General features: G+C 65.6%; 17 protein-coding genes. 13 read left to right on the top strand and 4 right to left on the bottom strand.

The features are described 5' to 3' along the window. Position 1: 1 nt before the first annotated feature. Positions 2–1147: an NAD(P)/FAD-dependent oxidoreductase gene (locus tag RJT37_RS14145; RefSeq protein WP_313685439.1), complete on the bottom strand. Its 1146-nt coding sequence runs from the start codon at positions 1145–1147 to the stop codon at positions 2–4. Then, positions 1144–1386 carry a sulfurtransferase TusA family protein gene (locus RJT37_RS14140; RefSeq protein ID WP_313685437.1) on the bottom strand — a complete coding sequence of 81 codons (243 nt, stop codon included), beginning with the start codon at positions 1384–1386 and terminating at the stop codon, positions 1144–1146. The genes RJT37_RS14145 and RJT37_RS14140 overlap by 4 nt, the downstream gene beginning before the upstream one ends. Before the next feature lie 387 nt (positions 1387–1773). On the opposite strand from RJT37_RS14140, the gene glpR reads away from it, so the two are divergent. The 7 genes from glpR to RJT37_RS14105 all read left to right on the top strand — a co-directional run bounded on the left by glpR (position 1774) and on the right by RJT37_RS14105 (position 7785). Further along, positions 1774–2538 (top strand): HTH-type transcriptional regulator GlpR, encoded by a 765-nt coding sequence (glpR, locus tag RJT37_RS14135; protein ID WP_313685436.1) that lies wholly within the window; start codon positions 1774–1776, stop codon positions 2536–2538. Further along, positions 2538–3461 carry a 1-phosphofructokinase gene (pfkB, locus tag RJT37_RS14130; RefSeq protein WP_313685434.1) on the top strand — a complete coding sequence of 308 codons (924 nt, stop codon included), beginning with the start codon at positions 2538–2540 and terminating at the stop codon, positions 3459–3461. The genes glpR and pfkB overlap by 1 nt, the downstream gene beginning before the upstream one ends. A 105-nt stretch (positions 3462–3566) precedes the next feature. Then, positions 3567–4721 carry a PTS fructose transporter subunit IIC gene (locus tag RJT37_RS14125; RefSeq protein WP_313685432.1) on the top strand — a complete coding sequence of 385 codons (1155 nt, stop codon included), beginning with the start codon at positions 3567–3569 and terminating at the stop codon, positions 4719–4721. Positions 4722–4905: 184 nt separating this feature from the next. Further along, positions 4906–5370, top strand: coding sequence for a PTS sugar transporter subunit IIA (locus RJT37_RS14120; RefSeq protein WP_313685430.1), 465 nt, complete (start codon positions 4906–4908; stop codon positions 5368–5370). Then, complete coding sequence (locus RJT37_RS14115) at positions 5370–5639, top strand: HPr family phosphocarrier protein (protein WP_313685429.1); 270 nt, start codon at positions 5370–5372, stop codon at positions 5637–5639. The genes RJT37_RS14120 and RJT37_RS14115 overlap by 1 nt, the downstream gene beginning before the upstream one ends. Further along, a complete protein-coding gene (gene ptsP, locus RJT37_RS14110) occupies positions 5639–7339 on the top strand; it encodes a phosphoenolpyruvate--protein phosphotransferase (protein WP_313685428.1) in 1701 nt (566 codons plus the stop codon). Before RJT37_RS14115 ends, ptsP begins: the two co-directional genes overlap by 1 nt. After that, positions 7336–7785 carry a PTS fructose transporter subunit IIB gene (locus tag RJT37_RS14105; RefSeq protein ID WP_345785369.1) on the top strand — a complete coding sequence of 150 codons (450 nt, stop codon included), beginning with the start codon at positions 7336–7338 and terminating at the stop codon, positions 7783–7785. Before ptsP ends, RJT37_RS14105 begins: the two co-directional genes overlap by 4 nt. A gap of 65 nt (positions 7786–7850) precedes the next feature. On the opposite strand, the gene RJT37_RS14100 is transcribed toward RJT37_RS14105, so the two are convergent. Together RJT37_RS14100 and RJT37_RS14095 are read right to left on the bottom strand one after the other, a co-directional pair. Beyond that, the gene (locus tag RJT37_RS14100; RefSeq protein ID WP_313685427.1) at positions 7851–8651 is read right to left on the bottom strand and encodes a class I fructose-bisphosphate aldolase; all 801 of its coding nucleotides are present in this window, start codon (positions 8649–8651) and stop codon (positions 7851–7853) included. A gap of 66 nt (positions 8652–8717) precedes the next feature. Beyond that, positions 8718–9200, bottom strand: a complete 483-nt coding sequence (locus tag RJT37_RS14095) for a DUF7529 family protein (protein ID WP_313685425.1) — start codon at positions 9198–9200, stop codon at positions 8718–8720. Between the two features lie 86 nt (positions 9201–9286). On the opposite strand from RJT37_RS14095, the gene RJT37_RS14090 reads away from it, so the two are divergent. The 6 genes from RJT37_RS14090 to RJT37_RS14065 all read left to right on the top strand — a co-directional run bounded on the left by RJT37_RS14090 (position 9287) and on the right by RJT37_RS14065 (position 16424). Further along, positions 9287–12019, top strand: coding sequence for an ABC transporter ATP-binding protein (locus RJT37_RS14090; protein ID WP_313685423.1), 2733 nt, complete (start codon positions 9287–9289; stop codon positions 12017–12019). Between the two features lie 50 nt (positions 12020–12069). Continuing rightward, on the top strand, positions 12070–13794 hold the full coding sequence (locus RJT37_RS14085; RefSeq protein WP_313685421.1) for an ABC transporter substrate-binding protein: 1725 nt from the start codon (positions 12070–12072) through the stop codon (positions 13792–13794). A 41-nt stretch (positions 13795–13835) separates the two neighbouring features. After that, complete coding sequence (locus RJT37_RS14080) at positions 13836–14849, top strand: ABC transporter permease (RefSeq protein WP_313685419.1); 1014 nt, start codon at positions 13836–13838, stop codon at positions 14847–14849. Continuing rightward, a complete protein-coding gene (locus RJT37_RS14075; protein ID WP_313685417.1) occupies positions 14846–15763 on the top strand; it encodes an ABC transporter permease in 918 nt (305 codons plus the stop codon). Before RJT37_RS14080 ends, RJT37_RS14075 begins: the two co-directional genes overlap by 4 nt. Then, entirely contained in the window at positions 15756–16103 is a 348-nt protein-coding gene (locus RJT37_RS14070; RefSeq protein WP_313685415.1) for a DUF7268 family protein, read from the top strand. The genes RJT37_RS14075 and RJT37_RS14070 overlap by 8 nt, the downstream gene beginning before the upstream one ends. Positions 16104–16274: 171 nt before the next feature. Continuing rightward, positions 16275–16424 (top strand): DUF7557 family protein, encoded by a 150-nt coding sequence (locus RJT37_RS14065; protein WP_311171530.1) that lies wholly within the window; start codon positions 16275–16277, stop codon positions 16422–16424. Positions 16425–16453 lie beyond the last annotated feature (29 nt).

Genomic DNA, 16453 nt, shown 5'->3' with positions numbered 1-16453 from the left:
CTCAGAGTAACCCCCGTGCAGTGAGCCAGTAGGACTCGTTGTACGCCAGTTTCGACCAGTGGAGCTTCTGGGACGGCGGAGCGGGCGACGGCGGATCCTCGTAGTTGAACTCCACGAAGGACGCCGCGTCCATCCCCGTCTCGATGAAGCAGAGGGTCTTGCCGTCGTACGTCTCTGTCGCCGGTCGGCCGCGGATCTCGCTTGCCAGGCGCTGTCCGACGACGCCCGCCTGATAGTGGGCGACGCTGCCGGCGTTCGGGACGCCAGTGTCGGCCGTGTCGCCGATAGCGTACACGTTCTCCGCGTGTTCGGCCTCGAGGGTGTGTTTGTCGACGTCGACCCAGCCGTCCTCGCCGAGTCCGGCCTCGGCGATCAGATCGACGCCGGTGTGCGGCGGAATCGAGACGAGGAGGTCGTAGTCGATTTCGCTCCCGCCCATCCCGATGATCGTCTCCGCGTCGGGGTCGACCTCCTCGGCGTTGAAGTACGTCTCGATGGCGATGTCGCGCTCCTCCATCAGCGGCTTCGCCCACTCGGCGATGTGCGGGTTGCCGTGGACCCGTCCGATGGGATACGTATACGTGATCTCGACGTCGTCGCGGAGCCCCCGCTCTCGGAACCAGTCGTCGGTCATGAACACGAACTCCAGCGGCGCGGCCGGACACATATGCGGCGTGCCGATGACGCTCAGCACGATGTGGCCCTCGGTGAAAGACAGTAGCTCCTCTCTGAGCGCCTCCGAGCCGGATTCGCTGTAGTAGTCGTGGCCACCGGCTTCGAGGCCAGGGATCCGGTCGGGGGCCAGCGTCGACCCCGTCGCGAGGACGAGTTTGTCGTACTCGGTCGGTACGCGACCTTCGCGCGTTTCGAGTTCCTGTGCGTCGGTGTCGATTTCGGATACGCGATCGATGCGGAGATTCACCCGGTCGTCGAGGAGTTCCGACAGCGGCCGACGGCCATCGCTGGGCTCCCGTTGACCGAAGGGGACGTACAGCCACACCGGCTTGTACACGTGATCCGAACTGTCGTTGATCAGCGTGATTCGGACGTCCCCACGGTCCAGTTCGGGCGACAGGCGGTCCGCCAGGTCGTTCGCTAGTACGGTCCCGCCAGTCCCGCCGCCGCCGATGACGATTTCCTCTGTCATGTTTTCTCCACGTAGAACGCGTAGTGGTCGTCGCGCTCTTCGATCCCCAGCACCTCGTTGCCGGACTCCTCGGCCCACTCCGGCACGTCGGTCTTCGATTGTTCGTTATCGCTCAGTAGCAGTACCACTGTCCCGGGATCGACACCACGGATCTTGCCGATGAGATCCATAAGCGGGCCGGGACACGCCGCACCGCGGGCGTCGACTGTCTCTTGCGCTTCGAAATCAGATTCGGACATTGTCACAGGTGACACTCGGCTCCCTGGCGTATTAATATTGTGCGTAGAATCCAATACAATGGGAATACGGAGGCGCGGGAAGATACGGTTACGGCGACGCGATCTCACCCGTTGGTTCCGAACGGTGGGAGAATCGAAAAACGAGTCCGAAGTGATATGGGAGGAGTTCGACCTACCGTTCCAGCGAAAACGCCGACGCGTCTTCGACACACTCCGCTGGCTCATAATCGTCTCCCTCAGTGCGGGCTTCTGACTCCGCTCTCGATCCAGGAATCCAGCGGGTCTGTTTGTTTGTGATCGAATCGACTCTATCTCGGAGAAGACTCGCGAGCATACGAACACAAACCATTAACAATACACAGAGTGAAGGTGAAACGAGCAACTCATATGCTACCCGCTGAGAGAAAACGTCGCATCGTCGAACTCGTTACCGGGAAGGACGGACAGTCGGTCGAAGCGCTCGCCGAGGACCTCGGGTTCTCGAAAGCGACGATCCGGCGTGATCTCCAGGAGCTCGAAGAGCGCGGGCGGATCGAACGGTCCCACGGTGGCGCGGTCCCTGTCACGAGCGTCGGCCACGAACAGGCGTACGGGCAAAAGGAGGTCCAGAATCTCAAAGAGAAGCGAGCAATCGCCGAACGGGCGGTCGAGGAGATCACCGACGGACAGGTCGTCTTCTTCGATGCGGGCACGACGACGATGCAGGTGGCCACGCAGGCGCCGAAGGACGGCTCGATGCTCGCGGTGACGAACTCCCCGCGGCTGGCGGTCGAACTGGGTAAGGAGGAAAACGACGTGAAACTGACCGGCGGAACGCTCCGCCGGCGGACCCGCTCTCTGGTCGGACCGACCGCAGAATCGTTCCTCGAACGGACGAACTTCGATCTGCTCTTCCTGGGAGCGAACGCGATCGATCACGAGACGGGCTTGACGACCCCCAACGAGGAGGAGGCCCGCGTCAAAGAGCTGATGGTCGAGCGGGCCTCGCGGGTCGTCCTCGTCGCCGACGCCTCGAAGATCGGCGAACGGTCGTTTGTGAGCTTTGCCCGTCTCGATGACGTCGATCTGTTCGTCACCGCCGGCGGAATCCCGGCGGAGGCCCGCGAGTGGTTCGAGGCTGCAGAGGTCCCCGTTGTGGAGGCGAGGTCGTGATGAGCGACGGCGACGACGTGCTGACGGTGACGATGAACCCGGCGGTCGACCACACGATTAGCCTCGACGAACCGCTGGAAGCAGGCGGCGTCGCCAGGACCGACGACGCGCAGTTCGACGCCGGCGGGAAGGGCATCAACGTCTCGCAGTACCTGACTGCCCTCGACGTGGACGCGCCCGCAACCGGCTTCCTGGGTGGGTCCTTCGGACTGATGATTCAGGAGGCACTCGACGACGACGGCGTCGCCCACGACTTCGTCGAAATCGCGGGACGGACGCGACTCAATACGACGATCCTGAGCCCCGACGGCGAGTACAAGATCAACCACGACGGCCCGCTGGTCGGCGGCGACGACGTCGACACACTCGTCGAGCGCGTCCGCGAACGGTCACCCTCCCGACTCGTGATTGCCGGGAGTCTCCCCCGGGGCGTCGACGTCGACGCCGTCGATCGGCTGGCACGCGCCGGCCCCTGGGAGACCGCGGTGGATATGGGGGGCTCGTTTCTGCAGCGCCTGGATGCCGACTACCTGGTCTGTAAGCCAAACCGCGAGGAACTCGGGACGGCGACGGGCCGTGATGTGGGGACCATCGAGGACTGCGCCGCGGCCGCCCGGGTGCTTCGCGAACGCGGGTTTCGCCACGTGCTCGCGTCGCTCGGCCCCGACGGCGGGCTCCTCGTTTCCGAGGCGGAGGCGCTCTACGCCCCGGCTCTCCCCGTCGACGTCGTCGACACCGTGGGTGCGGGCGACGCGATGCTTTCGGGCTTTCTCGCCGGACTCGTCCGCGGACAGCCGCAAGCGAGTGCGCTCCGGACGGCGATCGTCGTCGCCGCGCGAGTCGTCTCGGTCCCCGGAACTCGGGTCCCGTCCTTCGACGACGTCGTCGCGGATCGGGAGACGGTCGAGGTCCGGTCGGTCTGAGCCGGGCGCTGTGTGCTTTCGACTATCTTAGCTATATCTCGATCAGAAACAAACACGAACGAAAGTTCTTAGTCGTTCGTTGGAAAACAATCGTGAGGAAGACGTATGTCAAGCAAAGCTGAGAGCAAGATGCGGTCCCACCTGACGAAGGTCAAAGAGGACCTTATGACCGGCGTATCGTTTATGATCCCGTTCGTGACGATCGGCGGGATCTTCCTCGCACTCGGGTACGCCGTCTCGGGTGCGACGGGGACGGGCGTGCAGGACGTCTTCGGCGCGACCGGCACGTTCGGCTGGTTCCTCGCGCAGATCGGCGTCGCCGGCCTGACGATTATGGTCCCGATCCTCGGGGCCTACATCGCGTACGCGATCGCCGACCGCCCGGGCCTGGCGCCGGGGTTCCTGCTGTCGTACATCATCCAACAGGGGAACGTGCTGGCGGCGGCGGGCGAAGTGATGGGCCTGCAAGCCGGTGAGGCCGCGGCCGGCTACCTCGGCGCCCTCGTGGCCGGCCTGCTCGCGGGGTACGTCGCCCGGTGGATCAAAAACTGGGAGGTGCCCGACTTCATCCAGCCGATGATGCCGGTGCTCATCGTGCCGGTGTTGACGATGGCAATCCTCTCGCCGATCGTCATCCTGGTCCTCGGGGTCCCGGTCGCGATCGCCAACGCGGCGCTGACTGCGTATCTGGAGGGTCTCCAGGGCGGGCAGGCGATCCTGGTCGGCGGACTGCTCGGGGCGATGATGGCGTTCGATATGGGCGGCCCGGTCAACAAGGTCGCCTACGTCTTCGGCGTCGGTCTGGTTTCCGAGGGCGTCACCGAACCGATGGCTGCGGTGATGATCGCCGGAATGATCCCGCCGATCGGACTGGCGATCTCGAATTTCATCGCGCCGCACAAGTACGCCGAGGAGATGTACGAGAACGCCAAATCCGGGATCGTCCTCGGGTTCTCGTTCATCACCGAAGGTGCCATCCCGTACGCGTCGGCGGATCCGCTCCGGGTCATCCCCTCGATCATGGTCGGGAGTGCCGTCGGCGGCGCGATGGCGATGTCTCTGGACATCACGATGCCGGCCCCCCACGGCGGCATCTTCGTCGTCCCGCTATCGAACAGTCCGTTTATGTTCCTCGCGGCGATTCTCATTGGATCGCTCGTGACGGCGGCGCTCGCGACCCTTCTCAAACCTGACTACGAGGAGGGCGTCGGCGCGCCCGAGGAGGCTGATGCCACTGCGGGGGCAAGCGCGGGCGACTGAGACGGACTGCGGCAGTTTCGTCCCGTCCATCGCCACACCGTCTTGGGCGACGGACGGTGAAACCTCACAGCAGTCCGTCCGACGGTCGGTCCTCACGTTTGGGTCGCGCCGCCAGACTCCACTCACCGCTGGGGGCCGCATCGAACACGAATCCTTACGGTTCCAGTCAACGAATTCAGTACCTATGCTCGAAGATGACATCGATCGACTGTTCCCGCAGGCGCATATCTCGCTGACCGAACCGCCCGCCGAGAAGGAAGCAGCAGTCGAGTTCCTCCTCGATCTCATCGCGGACAACGGCCGCGTCACCGACAGGGAAGCGGCACTGAACGCGCTCCGTGAACGGGAAAAGGAGGCGACCACGGGCGTCGGGATGGGCATCGGGATCCCGCACGCGAAGACGAGCGCCGTCGAGGAGCCGTCCGTCGCGTTCGCTCGCTCGGATGCGGGCATCGACTTCGACGCGATGGACGACAAGCCGGCGCATTTGCTGTTTATGATCCTCGTGCCCGCGGAGGGCGGCGAGGAACACTTACAGATCTTGAGCGCGCTCTCTCGGGCACTGATGCACGAGGATGTCCGCGAGACTCTGTTGGCAGCGGAGGACCCCGAAACCGTCCAGAACACCGTCCGGGAGGCGGTCAACTGATGCCCGAACGCGTCGTCACCGTCGTCCCCGAGGACGGCCTGCACGCGCGGCCGGCATCGAAGTTCGTCGAGGCGGCCAGCGAGTTCGGCGCGGAGATCCGCGTCGGCCACGTCGACGGCGACCTCGTGAACGCCGCGAGTATGCTCGCGGTGACCGGCCTGGGGGTTGCGACCGGCGAGGACGTCCGTCTGACCGCGGAGGGCGAGGACGACGAGGCCGCACTGGACGAACTGGAACGGATCCTGACAACCCCGGAGGATGAACTCTGATGGCGGAGCAACGACTCTCCGGGGTGGGCGTCACGCCGCTTTCGGGCGTCGGCACGGTCGTCTGGTACGCGCCGGACGCGGAACTCGACGAGCCGCCGGCGCCCGAGTCGGTCGACCCCGACGCCGAACGGGAGCGGTTCGAGGCGGCCCGCGACGAGGCACGCGAGGAGATCCGCGCCGAGCGCGAGCGAACGGCCGAACGCGTCGGCGAGGCGGAGGCCGAGGTCTTCGACGCGCACATCCAGTTCCTCGAGGATCCCCAGATCACCGAGGGCGTCGAGACTGCCATCGACGAGGGACTTCCCGCCGAACACGCCGTCACCCGGACATTCGATCGGTTCGTCGAGCAGTTCGCCGAGATGGAAGGCCGGATGGCCGAGCGCGCCGACGACCTCCGCGACGTCCGCGATCGCCTAGTGCGGGTACTGGTCGGCGGCGATCGAGTCGACCTCTCGGCGCTGCCCGAGGGAAGCGTCGTGCTCGCTGAACGGCTAACACCGAGTGACACCGCTCAGCTCGACCCCGAGCGCGTGGCCGGATTCGCGACCGTGACCGGCGGCCGGACGTCTCACGCGGCGATCTTCGCGCGCTCACTGGCGCTGCCAGCGGTGGTCGGTATCGGAGACGCCCTGAACGACGTCGCTGACGGCGCCGATGTCGTCGTCGACGGCACGGAGGGAACGCTCGTCGTTGACCCCGACGACGAGACGCGAGAGGCAGCCGCGGGCGGCGAGGACGTCGAAATCCGCGCGGATCCGGTCGCGACGGCCGACGGGACGCCGATCGAGGTCGCCGCTAACGTCGGTACGGAGGCTGATGTCGGGCCTGCGGCCGACCGCGGCGCCGACGGGATCGGCCTGTATCGCACGGAGTTTCTCTTCCTCGATCGGACGTCGCCGCCGGACGAGGACGAGCAGTACACGGCGTACCGGGGGGCTCTGGAGGCGTTCCCGGAGGGCCGGGTGATCGTCAGGACGCTCGACATCGGCGGCGACAAGCCGGTGGAGTACCTGGATCTCCCCGACGAGGAGAACCCCTTCCTCGGCGAGCGCGGCATCAGGCGATCGCTGGGTCCCGACGCGGATCTCTTCGAGACGCAACTGCGCGCACTCCTGCGTGCGGCCGGCGACGATGCGGGTGGGGACCTCTCGGTGATGCTCCCGCTGGTCACAACCGTCGAGGAGGTCCGGAAGGCCCGGGACGTCCTCGAGTCGGTCGCGGCCGACCTCGACGCCGAGGGCGAAGAGTACGCCCTCCCGGAGTTCGGCGTGATGATCGAGACGCCGGCGGCTGCGTTCCTCGCGGCCGACCTCGTCGAGTACGTCGAGTTCTTCAGCATCGGGACGAACGACCTCGCACAGTACGTAATGGCCGCAGAGCGCGGCAACGACCGGGTGGCGGACCTCGGCGATTATCGCCAGCCTGCGGTGCTCCGTGCGATCCGAATGACCGTCGAGGCGACCGAGGGCACGGACGTCTGGGTCGGGATGTGCGGCGAGATGGCGGGCGATCCCGATCTGACGGAACTGCTCGTCGGTCTCGGCCTCGACGAACTGAGTATGAGCGCTGTCACGGTGCCGCAGGTGAAAGGAGCCGTGACGGAGACGACGCTGGCTGACGCCCGTGATGTCGCGGAACGGGCGCTTGCGGCCAGCACAAAAGATCAAGTCGAAGACGTGTTAACAGAGACCACACAATGAACGTTGTCGCAGTCACTTCCTGTCCGACCGGAATCGCGCACAGCCAGATGGCCGCCGAGAACCTCGAACAGACCGCCGAACGGCTCGGCCACGAAATCAAAGTCGAGGTGCAGGGCGCGATGGGCGCTCAGAACGAACTCACGACCGCGGAGATCGACGACGCCGACGCGGTCATCATCGCCTCGGATACGGCCGTCAGCCGGGAACGATTCGAGGGCAAGCCGCTCGTGAAGGGAACGGTGAAGGACGGCGTCAACGACCCCGAGAGCCTCTTCGAGCAGGCCGCCGAGTTAGTCGAGGAGGGCGAAACGAGTGCGGTCGAGGCTGGCGGAGGGGACGACGACGCTGCCGAGGAACCGGCTGCGGGCGGCGACGCCGGCGGGCAACGGCGCGGTGGCGACCGAGAGAAGGGCCTCTTCGCGCGCCTGAAGAAGCTGTTCTCCTGACCGCACGACGTCGGGCGATCGAGTGGCGACTACTTGCGAACGCAACTATCCATCTCGTCGGAGCTCTACTCCTCGAAGAGGACTGTTTCGAGTTTGTCCAGCAGTCCCTCGGGGTTCTCGCGCTGGAAGATGTTCCGCCCGACTGCAAGGCCGTTACCGCCGGCCTCGACCGTCGCGGACACGTCCGCGAGGAACTCCTCGTCGCTCCGCTTCGATCCGCCGCTCATCACGGTCTTCAGATCGCCGACGGCGTCTTCGAGTTGCCGCCAGCCTTCCTGGCTGCCGGGATACTTGCATTTGACCACGTCGGCGCCGAGTTCGAGCCCCAGGCGGCCGCCGTACGCGACGACGTCCGGGTCGTCCTGACCGCTGTAGGCGTCGTTCTCCTGGATCCCTTTACCGCGCGGGTAGCTCCACATCACGATGGGAACGCTGTACTGCCGTGCGGCCTCCTGGACCTCGCGGAACTCCTTCCACATCTCGTCTTCGTGGAGCGACCCCGCGTACATCGTGTAGCCGACCGCGTCAGCGTCGAGGTGTTCGACGGCGTACTCCACCGAGCACTGTTTGGGGGAGTAGTAGTCGTCGCGTTTCGCGAGGTTCGAGTTCCCGTTCAGCTTCACGAGCAGCGGCGCCGCGTCCTCGACGGCGTGTTCGGTCTCCCAGTTCCGGTAGTACTCGGCGTTGCCCTTCTGCAGTGCGATGGCCGTGACTGCATCGTGTCTCCCGACCTCGAAGACGTGTGTGGGGTCGGCGCTTTTCGGCATCGGTTCGAAGTCGACCGGGCCGTGTTCCGTCCCGTGGTCGTACGCGAGGATCAGAGAGTTTCCGTTTCGGGTGATCGGGGAGTCGTCAACAGATTCCATATCGAGAGGTATCTCCCCGAGACTGTTTCAATTTTCCGTCCTTCCTGAAAGGGATCTAACACAGCGCTACGCCGTCTCCGGGAGGAACGGTGAGGGGTCGTCGTGGGCGAACTCCACGGTGTCGTCGTTCAGCCGACGACAGAACAGTTTGAACGTCCCGTCTTCCTCGATCGACTCGAGCGTCTCGCTCGACGAAATCGGGTCGTAGTAGGCGGGAACGAGCACCACGGTTTCCTTCTGCGGATCCCGCTCGACGACGAGCAGGTACAGCAGGCCGCCGCTTTCGGCGCGGAACACCTCGACGTCGGTGAACAACCCCGATTCGACGGCGGCCTCCAGTTCCTCGAACTCGGGCCCGGGGAGGAGGACATCGAGTCCCCGGCGGCGGTCGGAGTCGACGAGCACCGAATCCCCCGGGTGGAGTTCGAGCGCCCGCCAGCCCTGCTCGCGGTACGTCGTTGCGGTCGCTTCCATATCCTCGACGACGGCGTCCCACCCTTCCTGGGCCTGGACGTTCGTGGGCGCATCACTCGGCGACGGGCCGGTCATATTCCTTGGAGCGGCGCCGTCCGCAAAAAGCGTTCCCACCGGACCCTCCATAAGCTATTTTTCCCGTGGCACGTGTATCCCTCTCAGTGACCGACCTCCTCTCTCTTTCGAACCTCCGAACCCAATTCAGAACCGAGCGAGGCGCTGTCAAGGCCGTCGACGGAATCGACCTCACCATCGAGGCGGGCGAGACCGTCGGTCTGGTCGGCGAGTCCGGATCCGGGAAGAGCGTCACCGCCCTCTCCGCGATGGATATCGTCGACGACCCGGGCGAGATTGTCGACGGTCGGGTCACGTTCCAGGACGCGGCCCTGGCGGGGAGACTGCTTTCGGAGTTCGGCGGCGCCCTCGTGGAGTACCCGTTCGATCCGATCGACGCGGCACACGCCGTCTGTGACGACCTCCGTTCGGAGGCGGACGCCCGGGGAGCGGCCGGAGACCTTCGTTCGCTGGCCGACGACCTCGCCCGATTGGACGATCCGGCCGACCTCGCGTCCGATCTCCGGGAGTCGGCGCGGCGCCTGGACGATCACGACGACCCCGACGCCGTCGGTGACGCCCTCCGCCGGGCGATCGAGGACGCGACCGACGGGTTCGTCTACGTCGACGATCGGGCGCGGGACCGGATCCGGGGCGGGACCGACCCGAGTGACGCCGGGATCGAGAGGGGGATCGTCGACGTGACGGCCGCCCCCGAGGAGGCCGTCCGCCGGATCCGCGGCGGCGAGATGGGGATGATCTTCCAGGATCCGATGACCTCCCTGAACCCCGCGGTGACGATCGGCGAGCAGATCGCCGAGTCCCTGCGGCTCCACCGCTACGGCGGCCAAAAGCGGGACTCCTGGCTCAACGGCATCCGCGAGATCCTCCCGAAGATCGGGGGGCGGACGGGCGACGAGGAGGTGATCGCGGAGGTCGTCGAGATGCTCCGGGAGGTCGGGATTCCCGAGGCGAAGGCGCGACTCGACGACTACCCGCACGAGTTCTCCGGCGGAATGCGCCAGCGAGTCCTGATCGCGATCGCTCTGGCCTGTCGGCCCAACCTGCTGATCGCCGACGAGCCGACAACCGCACTGGACGTGACGATCCAAGCGCAGATCCTCGATCTCATCGACGACCTCCAGACGCAGTTCGGGATGTCGGTCCTGATGATCACTCACGATCTCGGAGTCGTCGCCGAGACCTGCGACCGCGTGGCCGTGATGTACGCGGGCGAGATCGTCGAAGAAGGGCCCGTCGAGGAGATCTTCCACAACCCCAGCCACCCCTACACCTACACGCTGCTCGAGTCCATCCCGACCGAGGAGAAGGATCGGCTCACCCCCATCGAGGGGAACGTTCCAGATCTGATCGATATGCCCGAGGGATGTCACTTCGCGCCACGGTGTCCCTGGGCCCAACCGGAGTGTCGCGAGGGGGAGATCCAGGAGCTACAGCACGGCCCCGACACCGTGGATCACCGATCGAAGTGCATCCACGAGTCCTTCGAGAAGTCGGAGTACGGATCTGACGAAGGCGTCGTCGCGGCCGGTTCCGAGATCGGCGAACTTCTCCTGGAGACCAGGGGGATGCGAAAGTACTACCAACAGGAAGACGGCGTCTTAGACCGGCTGCTGGCGGGCGAGCATCCGAGCGTCAAGGCCGTCGACGGCGTCGACCTGGACGTCCACGAGGGCGAGACGCTCGGTCTCGTCGGCGAGTCCGGCTGCGGGAAGTCCACCGCGGGTCGGGCGATCCTCCATCTCGACCCCCCGACGGACGGAACGGTCGTCTTCGCCGGCGAAGAGCTTGGCTCGCTTTCGAAGTCGGAGCTCCGCGAGCGGCGGAAAGATATGCAGATGGTGTTCCAGGACCCGATGTCGAGTCTCGATCCCCGGATGACCGCCGGGCAGACGATTATGGAGCCGCTGAAGATCCACGGGCTCGCGAAAGGCGAGCGGCGCAAACGGGTCTTCGAGCTGCTGGAAGCCGTCGGGCTCGAACGGGCGCAGTACGACCGCTACCCGCACGAACTCTCCGGCGGGCAGCGCCAGCGCGTCGGCATCGCGCGGGCGCTCGCGGTGGACCCAGACTTCATCGTCGCCGACGAACCGGTGTCGGCGCTGGACGTCTCGGTGCAGGCGCAGATCATCAACCTCCTGGAGGACCTCCAGGAGGAGTTCGGACTCACGTACCTCTTTATCGCCCACGACCTCAGCGTCGTCCGGCACATTTCCGATCGGGTCGCCGTGATGTACCTGGGAAAGATCGTCGAGGTGGCCGACACCGACGAACTGTTCGAGACGCCGAAACATCCGTACACACGGGCGCTCCTGTCGGCGATCCCGGAACCTGACCCGACGGCGGCGACCGGCGATCGAACTATCCTGCGGGGGGACGTCCCCTCCCCTATCGATCCTCCCTCGAACTGCCGGTTCCGCACGCGCTGTCCGTCGATCATCCCGCCGGAGGACTTAGACATCGACCAGGAGCGCTACCGCGAAGTGATGTTCTACCGGCAGCGCGTCGAATCCGGCGACATCAGCCTGGAGGCCATCGAGGCGGACGCGGGCAGTGCCGTCGACGCGGCCCCTAACGCCGTCGCCGACGGCGGCGGCGAACACGCCGCGCTCTTCGAGTATTTCTTCGATGGTCCCCTCTCAGGCGAGGCCGAAGCCGCCGTCGTGGAGTCCTTCGAGCACCTGAAAGCCGACCGCTGGGACGAGGCCGAAGCAGTGCTCAGAGAGACTTTCGAGAGCGTCTGCGAGCGCGAGGAGCCACTCCTCGACGACGGGGACCACCCGACGGCATGTCATCTGCACACCGACGAAATGCAATGATCATTTGACACACCAGTAGAACTATCAAATAGCAGTATATATAGCTAGGCATGCCCCGCGAAGCGGAGCAAGTCCCCAGGCGTAGTTTTCTCAAAGTTGCCGGTGCGACCGCCGCGACGGCGTCGATCACGTCGCTCGCTGGCTGCGGCGGCGGTGGCGGCGACTCGGGCGGCGATTCAGACGGTGACTCGGGCGACGACACCGGCGACTCGGGCGACGACACCGGCGACTCGGGCGACGACAGCGGAGGCGGCGGTACCTCCCTCCGGTACGGCCGCGGCGCCCACTCCAGCACGCTCGACCCGCAGAACACCACCAGCGGCGAGGTGGCGAAAGTCACGAACCAGGCCTACGAGGGCCTGATCGCCTTCCAGCCCGGCGAGGCGGCCCTCACCGAGTCCCTCGCCACCGACTGGTCGCTGGACGGCGATTCGGTGACGCTCACGCTCAGGGAGGACGTCACGTTCCACGATGGGTCGGACTTCACCGCCGACGACTTCATCGCCACCTACCGGCGGTTCGTCGACGACGACTACGAGTACCACTTCGAGGACTCCTCGGTCTACGGGCCGTTCACGCTGGGGAACTGGATCGACGAGGTCGAGGCCCCGGGCGACTACGAGCTGTCGATCTCGCTGACCCAGACGTACGCTCCGTTCCTGCGAAACCTCGCGATGTTCGCGGCCGTCGTCATCTCACAGGAGGCCATCGAGGGCGACACGAACCTCGACGACGAGATGGTCGGGACCGGCCCGTTCCAGCTCGAGACGCTCGACGACGCGAACAACCGGATTCAGCTGACCGCCTACGACGACTACTGGGGCGAGGGGGCGAACGTCGACGAGGTGCTCTTTCTCACCCGCGGGCAGAACTCCACGCGGGCGCAGGCGCTCGTCGAGGAGGAACTCGACATCATTGACGGGCTCGACCCCGACAGTATGCAGATCATCGAGGGCTCGGACACTGCGGAGAACCGCACGGCGACGGGGATCAACATCGGCTATATGGCGTTCAACCTCTCCCGGGTCGAGGCCTTCCGCGACCGTCGGGTCCGCCAGGCGATCAGCCACGCCATCGACACCGCAACGATCGTCGAGGAGATCTACTCGGGCATCGCCACACAGGCCGACCAGCCGATCCCGCCGGCGCTGTTCGGTCACAACGACGACATCAGCCCCTACGAGTACGACCCCGAGCAGGCCCAGAGCCTGCTCGAAGAGGCCGGCTACGGGGACGGCTTCTCCTTCACGCTGACGACCTTCCAGAACCCACGGGGGTACAACCCCGCGCCGCTGCCGACCGCAGAGACGATCCGTTCGAACCTCGCGGACGTGGGAATCGAGATGGAGATCGACGACCGGCAGTTCTCCGATTATCTCACCTACACCAGCGAGGGCCGCCACGACGCGACGCTGGCCGGGTGGTACACCGACAACGCCGACCCGGACAACTTCTGTTATGTCCTCTTGCATCCGCAGGTGGAGGTTCCCGAAGGACAGGACTGGGTCTCCTGGGACACCGAGGGGTTCAACACCTCGAACAACGCCGCCTGGGCCAACAGCGAGTATATGAGTCTCGTCGAGGAGGCCCAGCGGACCACGAACCAGGACGACCGCGCTGATCTGTACAGCCAGGCTGCCCAGATCGCTCACGACGAGGCGCCCTGGGTGTTCATCGACTACGCCGACGAGGTCCGCGGCGTCAGAAACGCCGTGAGCAACTATACGGTCGCTGCCATCGGCGGTCCCTTCCTCGAACAGGTCGAACTCGAGTAACAGGCATAGATTTTTCACCCTCGAATCCAGGCCTTTCGTTGATGATCTCCAAGCAGTTCGTCCTGAAACGGCTTCTCCTCCTTTTCCCAGTGCTGTTCGGGGTCGCGACTGTCGTCTTCGCGATCCTCCATCTGTCTCCGGGCGATCCCGCGGTGACTATCGCGGGCGAACGGGCCAGCCAGGAGTTCGTAAACGAGGTCCGCGCGGATCTCGGCCTCGACGACCCGCTGTGGCAGCAGTACGTTCGCTTCCTGGGCGACGTCGCCGCTCTCGATTTCGGCGAGTCCTACCAGATCCAGCGCGGCACCCCGGTGAGCAACATCCTCGCGGATCGACTGCCGATCACCGTCGAACTCGCCCTGCTCGGGGAGGTCGCGGGGCTCCTGTTCGGCCTCCCGCTCGGGATTCTCAGCGCGGTCAAACAGGACACCTGGACCGATCATCTGACGCGCGTCGGCGCGCTCAGCGGGATCAGCGTCCCGATCTACTGGAGCGGTCCCCTCCTGATCCTGCTTTTCGCGCAGTTCCTCGGCGTGCTTCCCACCAGCGGGCGGATCGGCTCGGAGTTCTTCATCGAGCCGACGACCGGGTTCATCCTCGTCGATACGCTCCTGGCGGGGAACACCGAGGCGTTCCGGTCGGCGGTCCGACACCTGCTTTTGCCGGTGATCGTGCTCGGTATCTATCAGATGGCGCTCATCTCGCGGATGATGCGCTCCTCGCTGGTCGAGGTGATCCGCCAGGACTACATGCGGACCGCGCGCGCGAAGGGCCAGGGGGCGAAGATCACGATTATGAAACACGGCCTCCGCAACGCCTTCATCCCCGTCATCACCGTCATCGGGATCCAGTTCGGGTCGCTTCTGGGCGGCGCCGTGCTCACCGAGACCGTCTTCGAGATCAACGGCATCGGCACGCTGCTCGTCGACGCGATAAACCGGAGCGACTACCCGGTCGTCCAGGCGACGGTGCTCGTGTTCGCCGTCCTGTACACGCTCGTCAACCTGTTCGTCGACGTGACCTACTCCGTACTTGACCCCCGCATCGAACAATGAGCACCGAAACCACAACCCAAGACGTCGACCGGGGCATCGTCGAGCGGGTCCGCGCGAGCCCGTTTCTCTCGCAACTGTTCTCGAACCGGCTCGCGGTGACGGGGCTGGCTATCATCGCCGTCGTCGTCGTGCTGGCGATCTACGCGCGCTTCACCTACGACCTGAGTGAGCTGATGTCGACGCAGTTCGGCAGGAACCCCTCGGAGGCGCCACCGAGCCCCGAGTACCCGTTCGGGACCGACGGACAGGCCCGCGACATCTTCCCGCGGGTGCTGTACGGCGCCTGGTACGCGATACTCTACGGTACTGTCACCGTCGCCGCCTCGACGGTCCTCGGGGTGGGGCTGGGCATCATCGCGGCCTACTACGGCGACCTCACCGACAACGTGATTATGCGGACGATGGACGTGCTGCTTTCGTTCCCGTCGCTGCTTTTGGCTCTCGCACTGGTGACGATCTTTCCGGAGGAACTGGGGCTCTGGCGGGCGGTCGCGGCCCTGACGCTGGTCTACACTCCGCGCTTTGCCCGGGTCGTCCGCGGCGCCGCGCTGAAAGTCTTAGAGGACGAGTACGTCGAGGCCACCGAGGCGCTGGGCGCGACGGACCCGCGGCTTTTGGTGCGGCATATCCTCCCGAACTGCCTGGCGCCGATCACCGTCCAGTCGACGCTGAACTACGGGCTGGCGATCATCGACATCGCGGCGCTTTCGTTCCTCGGGTTCGGCGCCAGCCCCGGGGAGCCGACCTGGGGGATGATGCTCTCGAACGGCGTCGAGTTCGGCCTGTTCTCCGGGGCGTGGTGGTGGTCCTTCTTCCCCGGCCTGATCTTGGCGCTGACGGTGCTCGGGTTCAACCTCGTCGGCGACGGGATGCGCGACGCGCTCGACCCGCGAATGCGGGAGACCGTTGACTGACTCCGGCCTGCGGGCGACCGGTCGATCGGCCGGCCGGTGGATTGCCAGGGGGGCAGCCCTCGGGCTCGCTGTCGCCGTACTCCTGCTTGCAGTCGCCTCGCCACGGGAAGCGACCGATACGGCCTTCGCGCTCGGCGCGCTGGTGTTGGGGTTCGGCGTCACCGCCTGGTCGGGTACCGTCGGCCTCGGGGAGTCACTGACGGAGGTACAGCGGCACCTCAGCTCCGATTCCGGGTGGACACAGGCCGGCGCCCGGCGGGCGTTCGCGGTGCTGACCTGGGTCGGGACGGGGTGGACGCTCGCTTCGGTTGTTCTCTCTGTCGCCTTGGTCGGGCTCTGAAACATCGGTGAGTGTCCGTCCCTGCGAGCAGCGACCGGTATCGCGGTTTCGACCCGCCTCCCCGTTACCGACCAACATCCTGCCCGTGTCGTGCGGTTTTCCCGCTTGGGGGGGGGCGGTTCGCTCCGATACCCCCCGGCGTTTAAATTCCTCCGTGCCGTAGCTTCGCGTATGCCCCAGGTGCATCTCGACGAGGAGACGGTGGCCCGACTCGACTCTCTCCGGCAGGAAGGCGAAGACTACGACGAAATCGTCACCGAGCTCATCAACATCTACGAGGCCGAGGAACTGACGTTGTTCCGCTCCGGCGACGAAGTATAGGGGCGACTGCTGAAGCTACTGTCGGGAGC

This window comes from Halobellus marinus (genome assembly GCF_032113415.1).
Classification (GTDB): Archaea; Halobacteriota; Halobacteria; order Halobacteriales; family Haloferacaceae; genus Haloquadratum; species Haloquadratum marinus.
The sequence above is the reverse complement of the archived record's forward strand: the minus strand, read 5'-3'. Positions and strand labels throughout refer to the sequence as shown.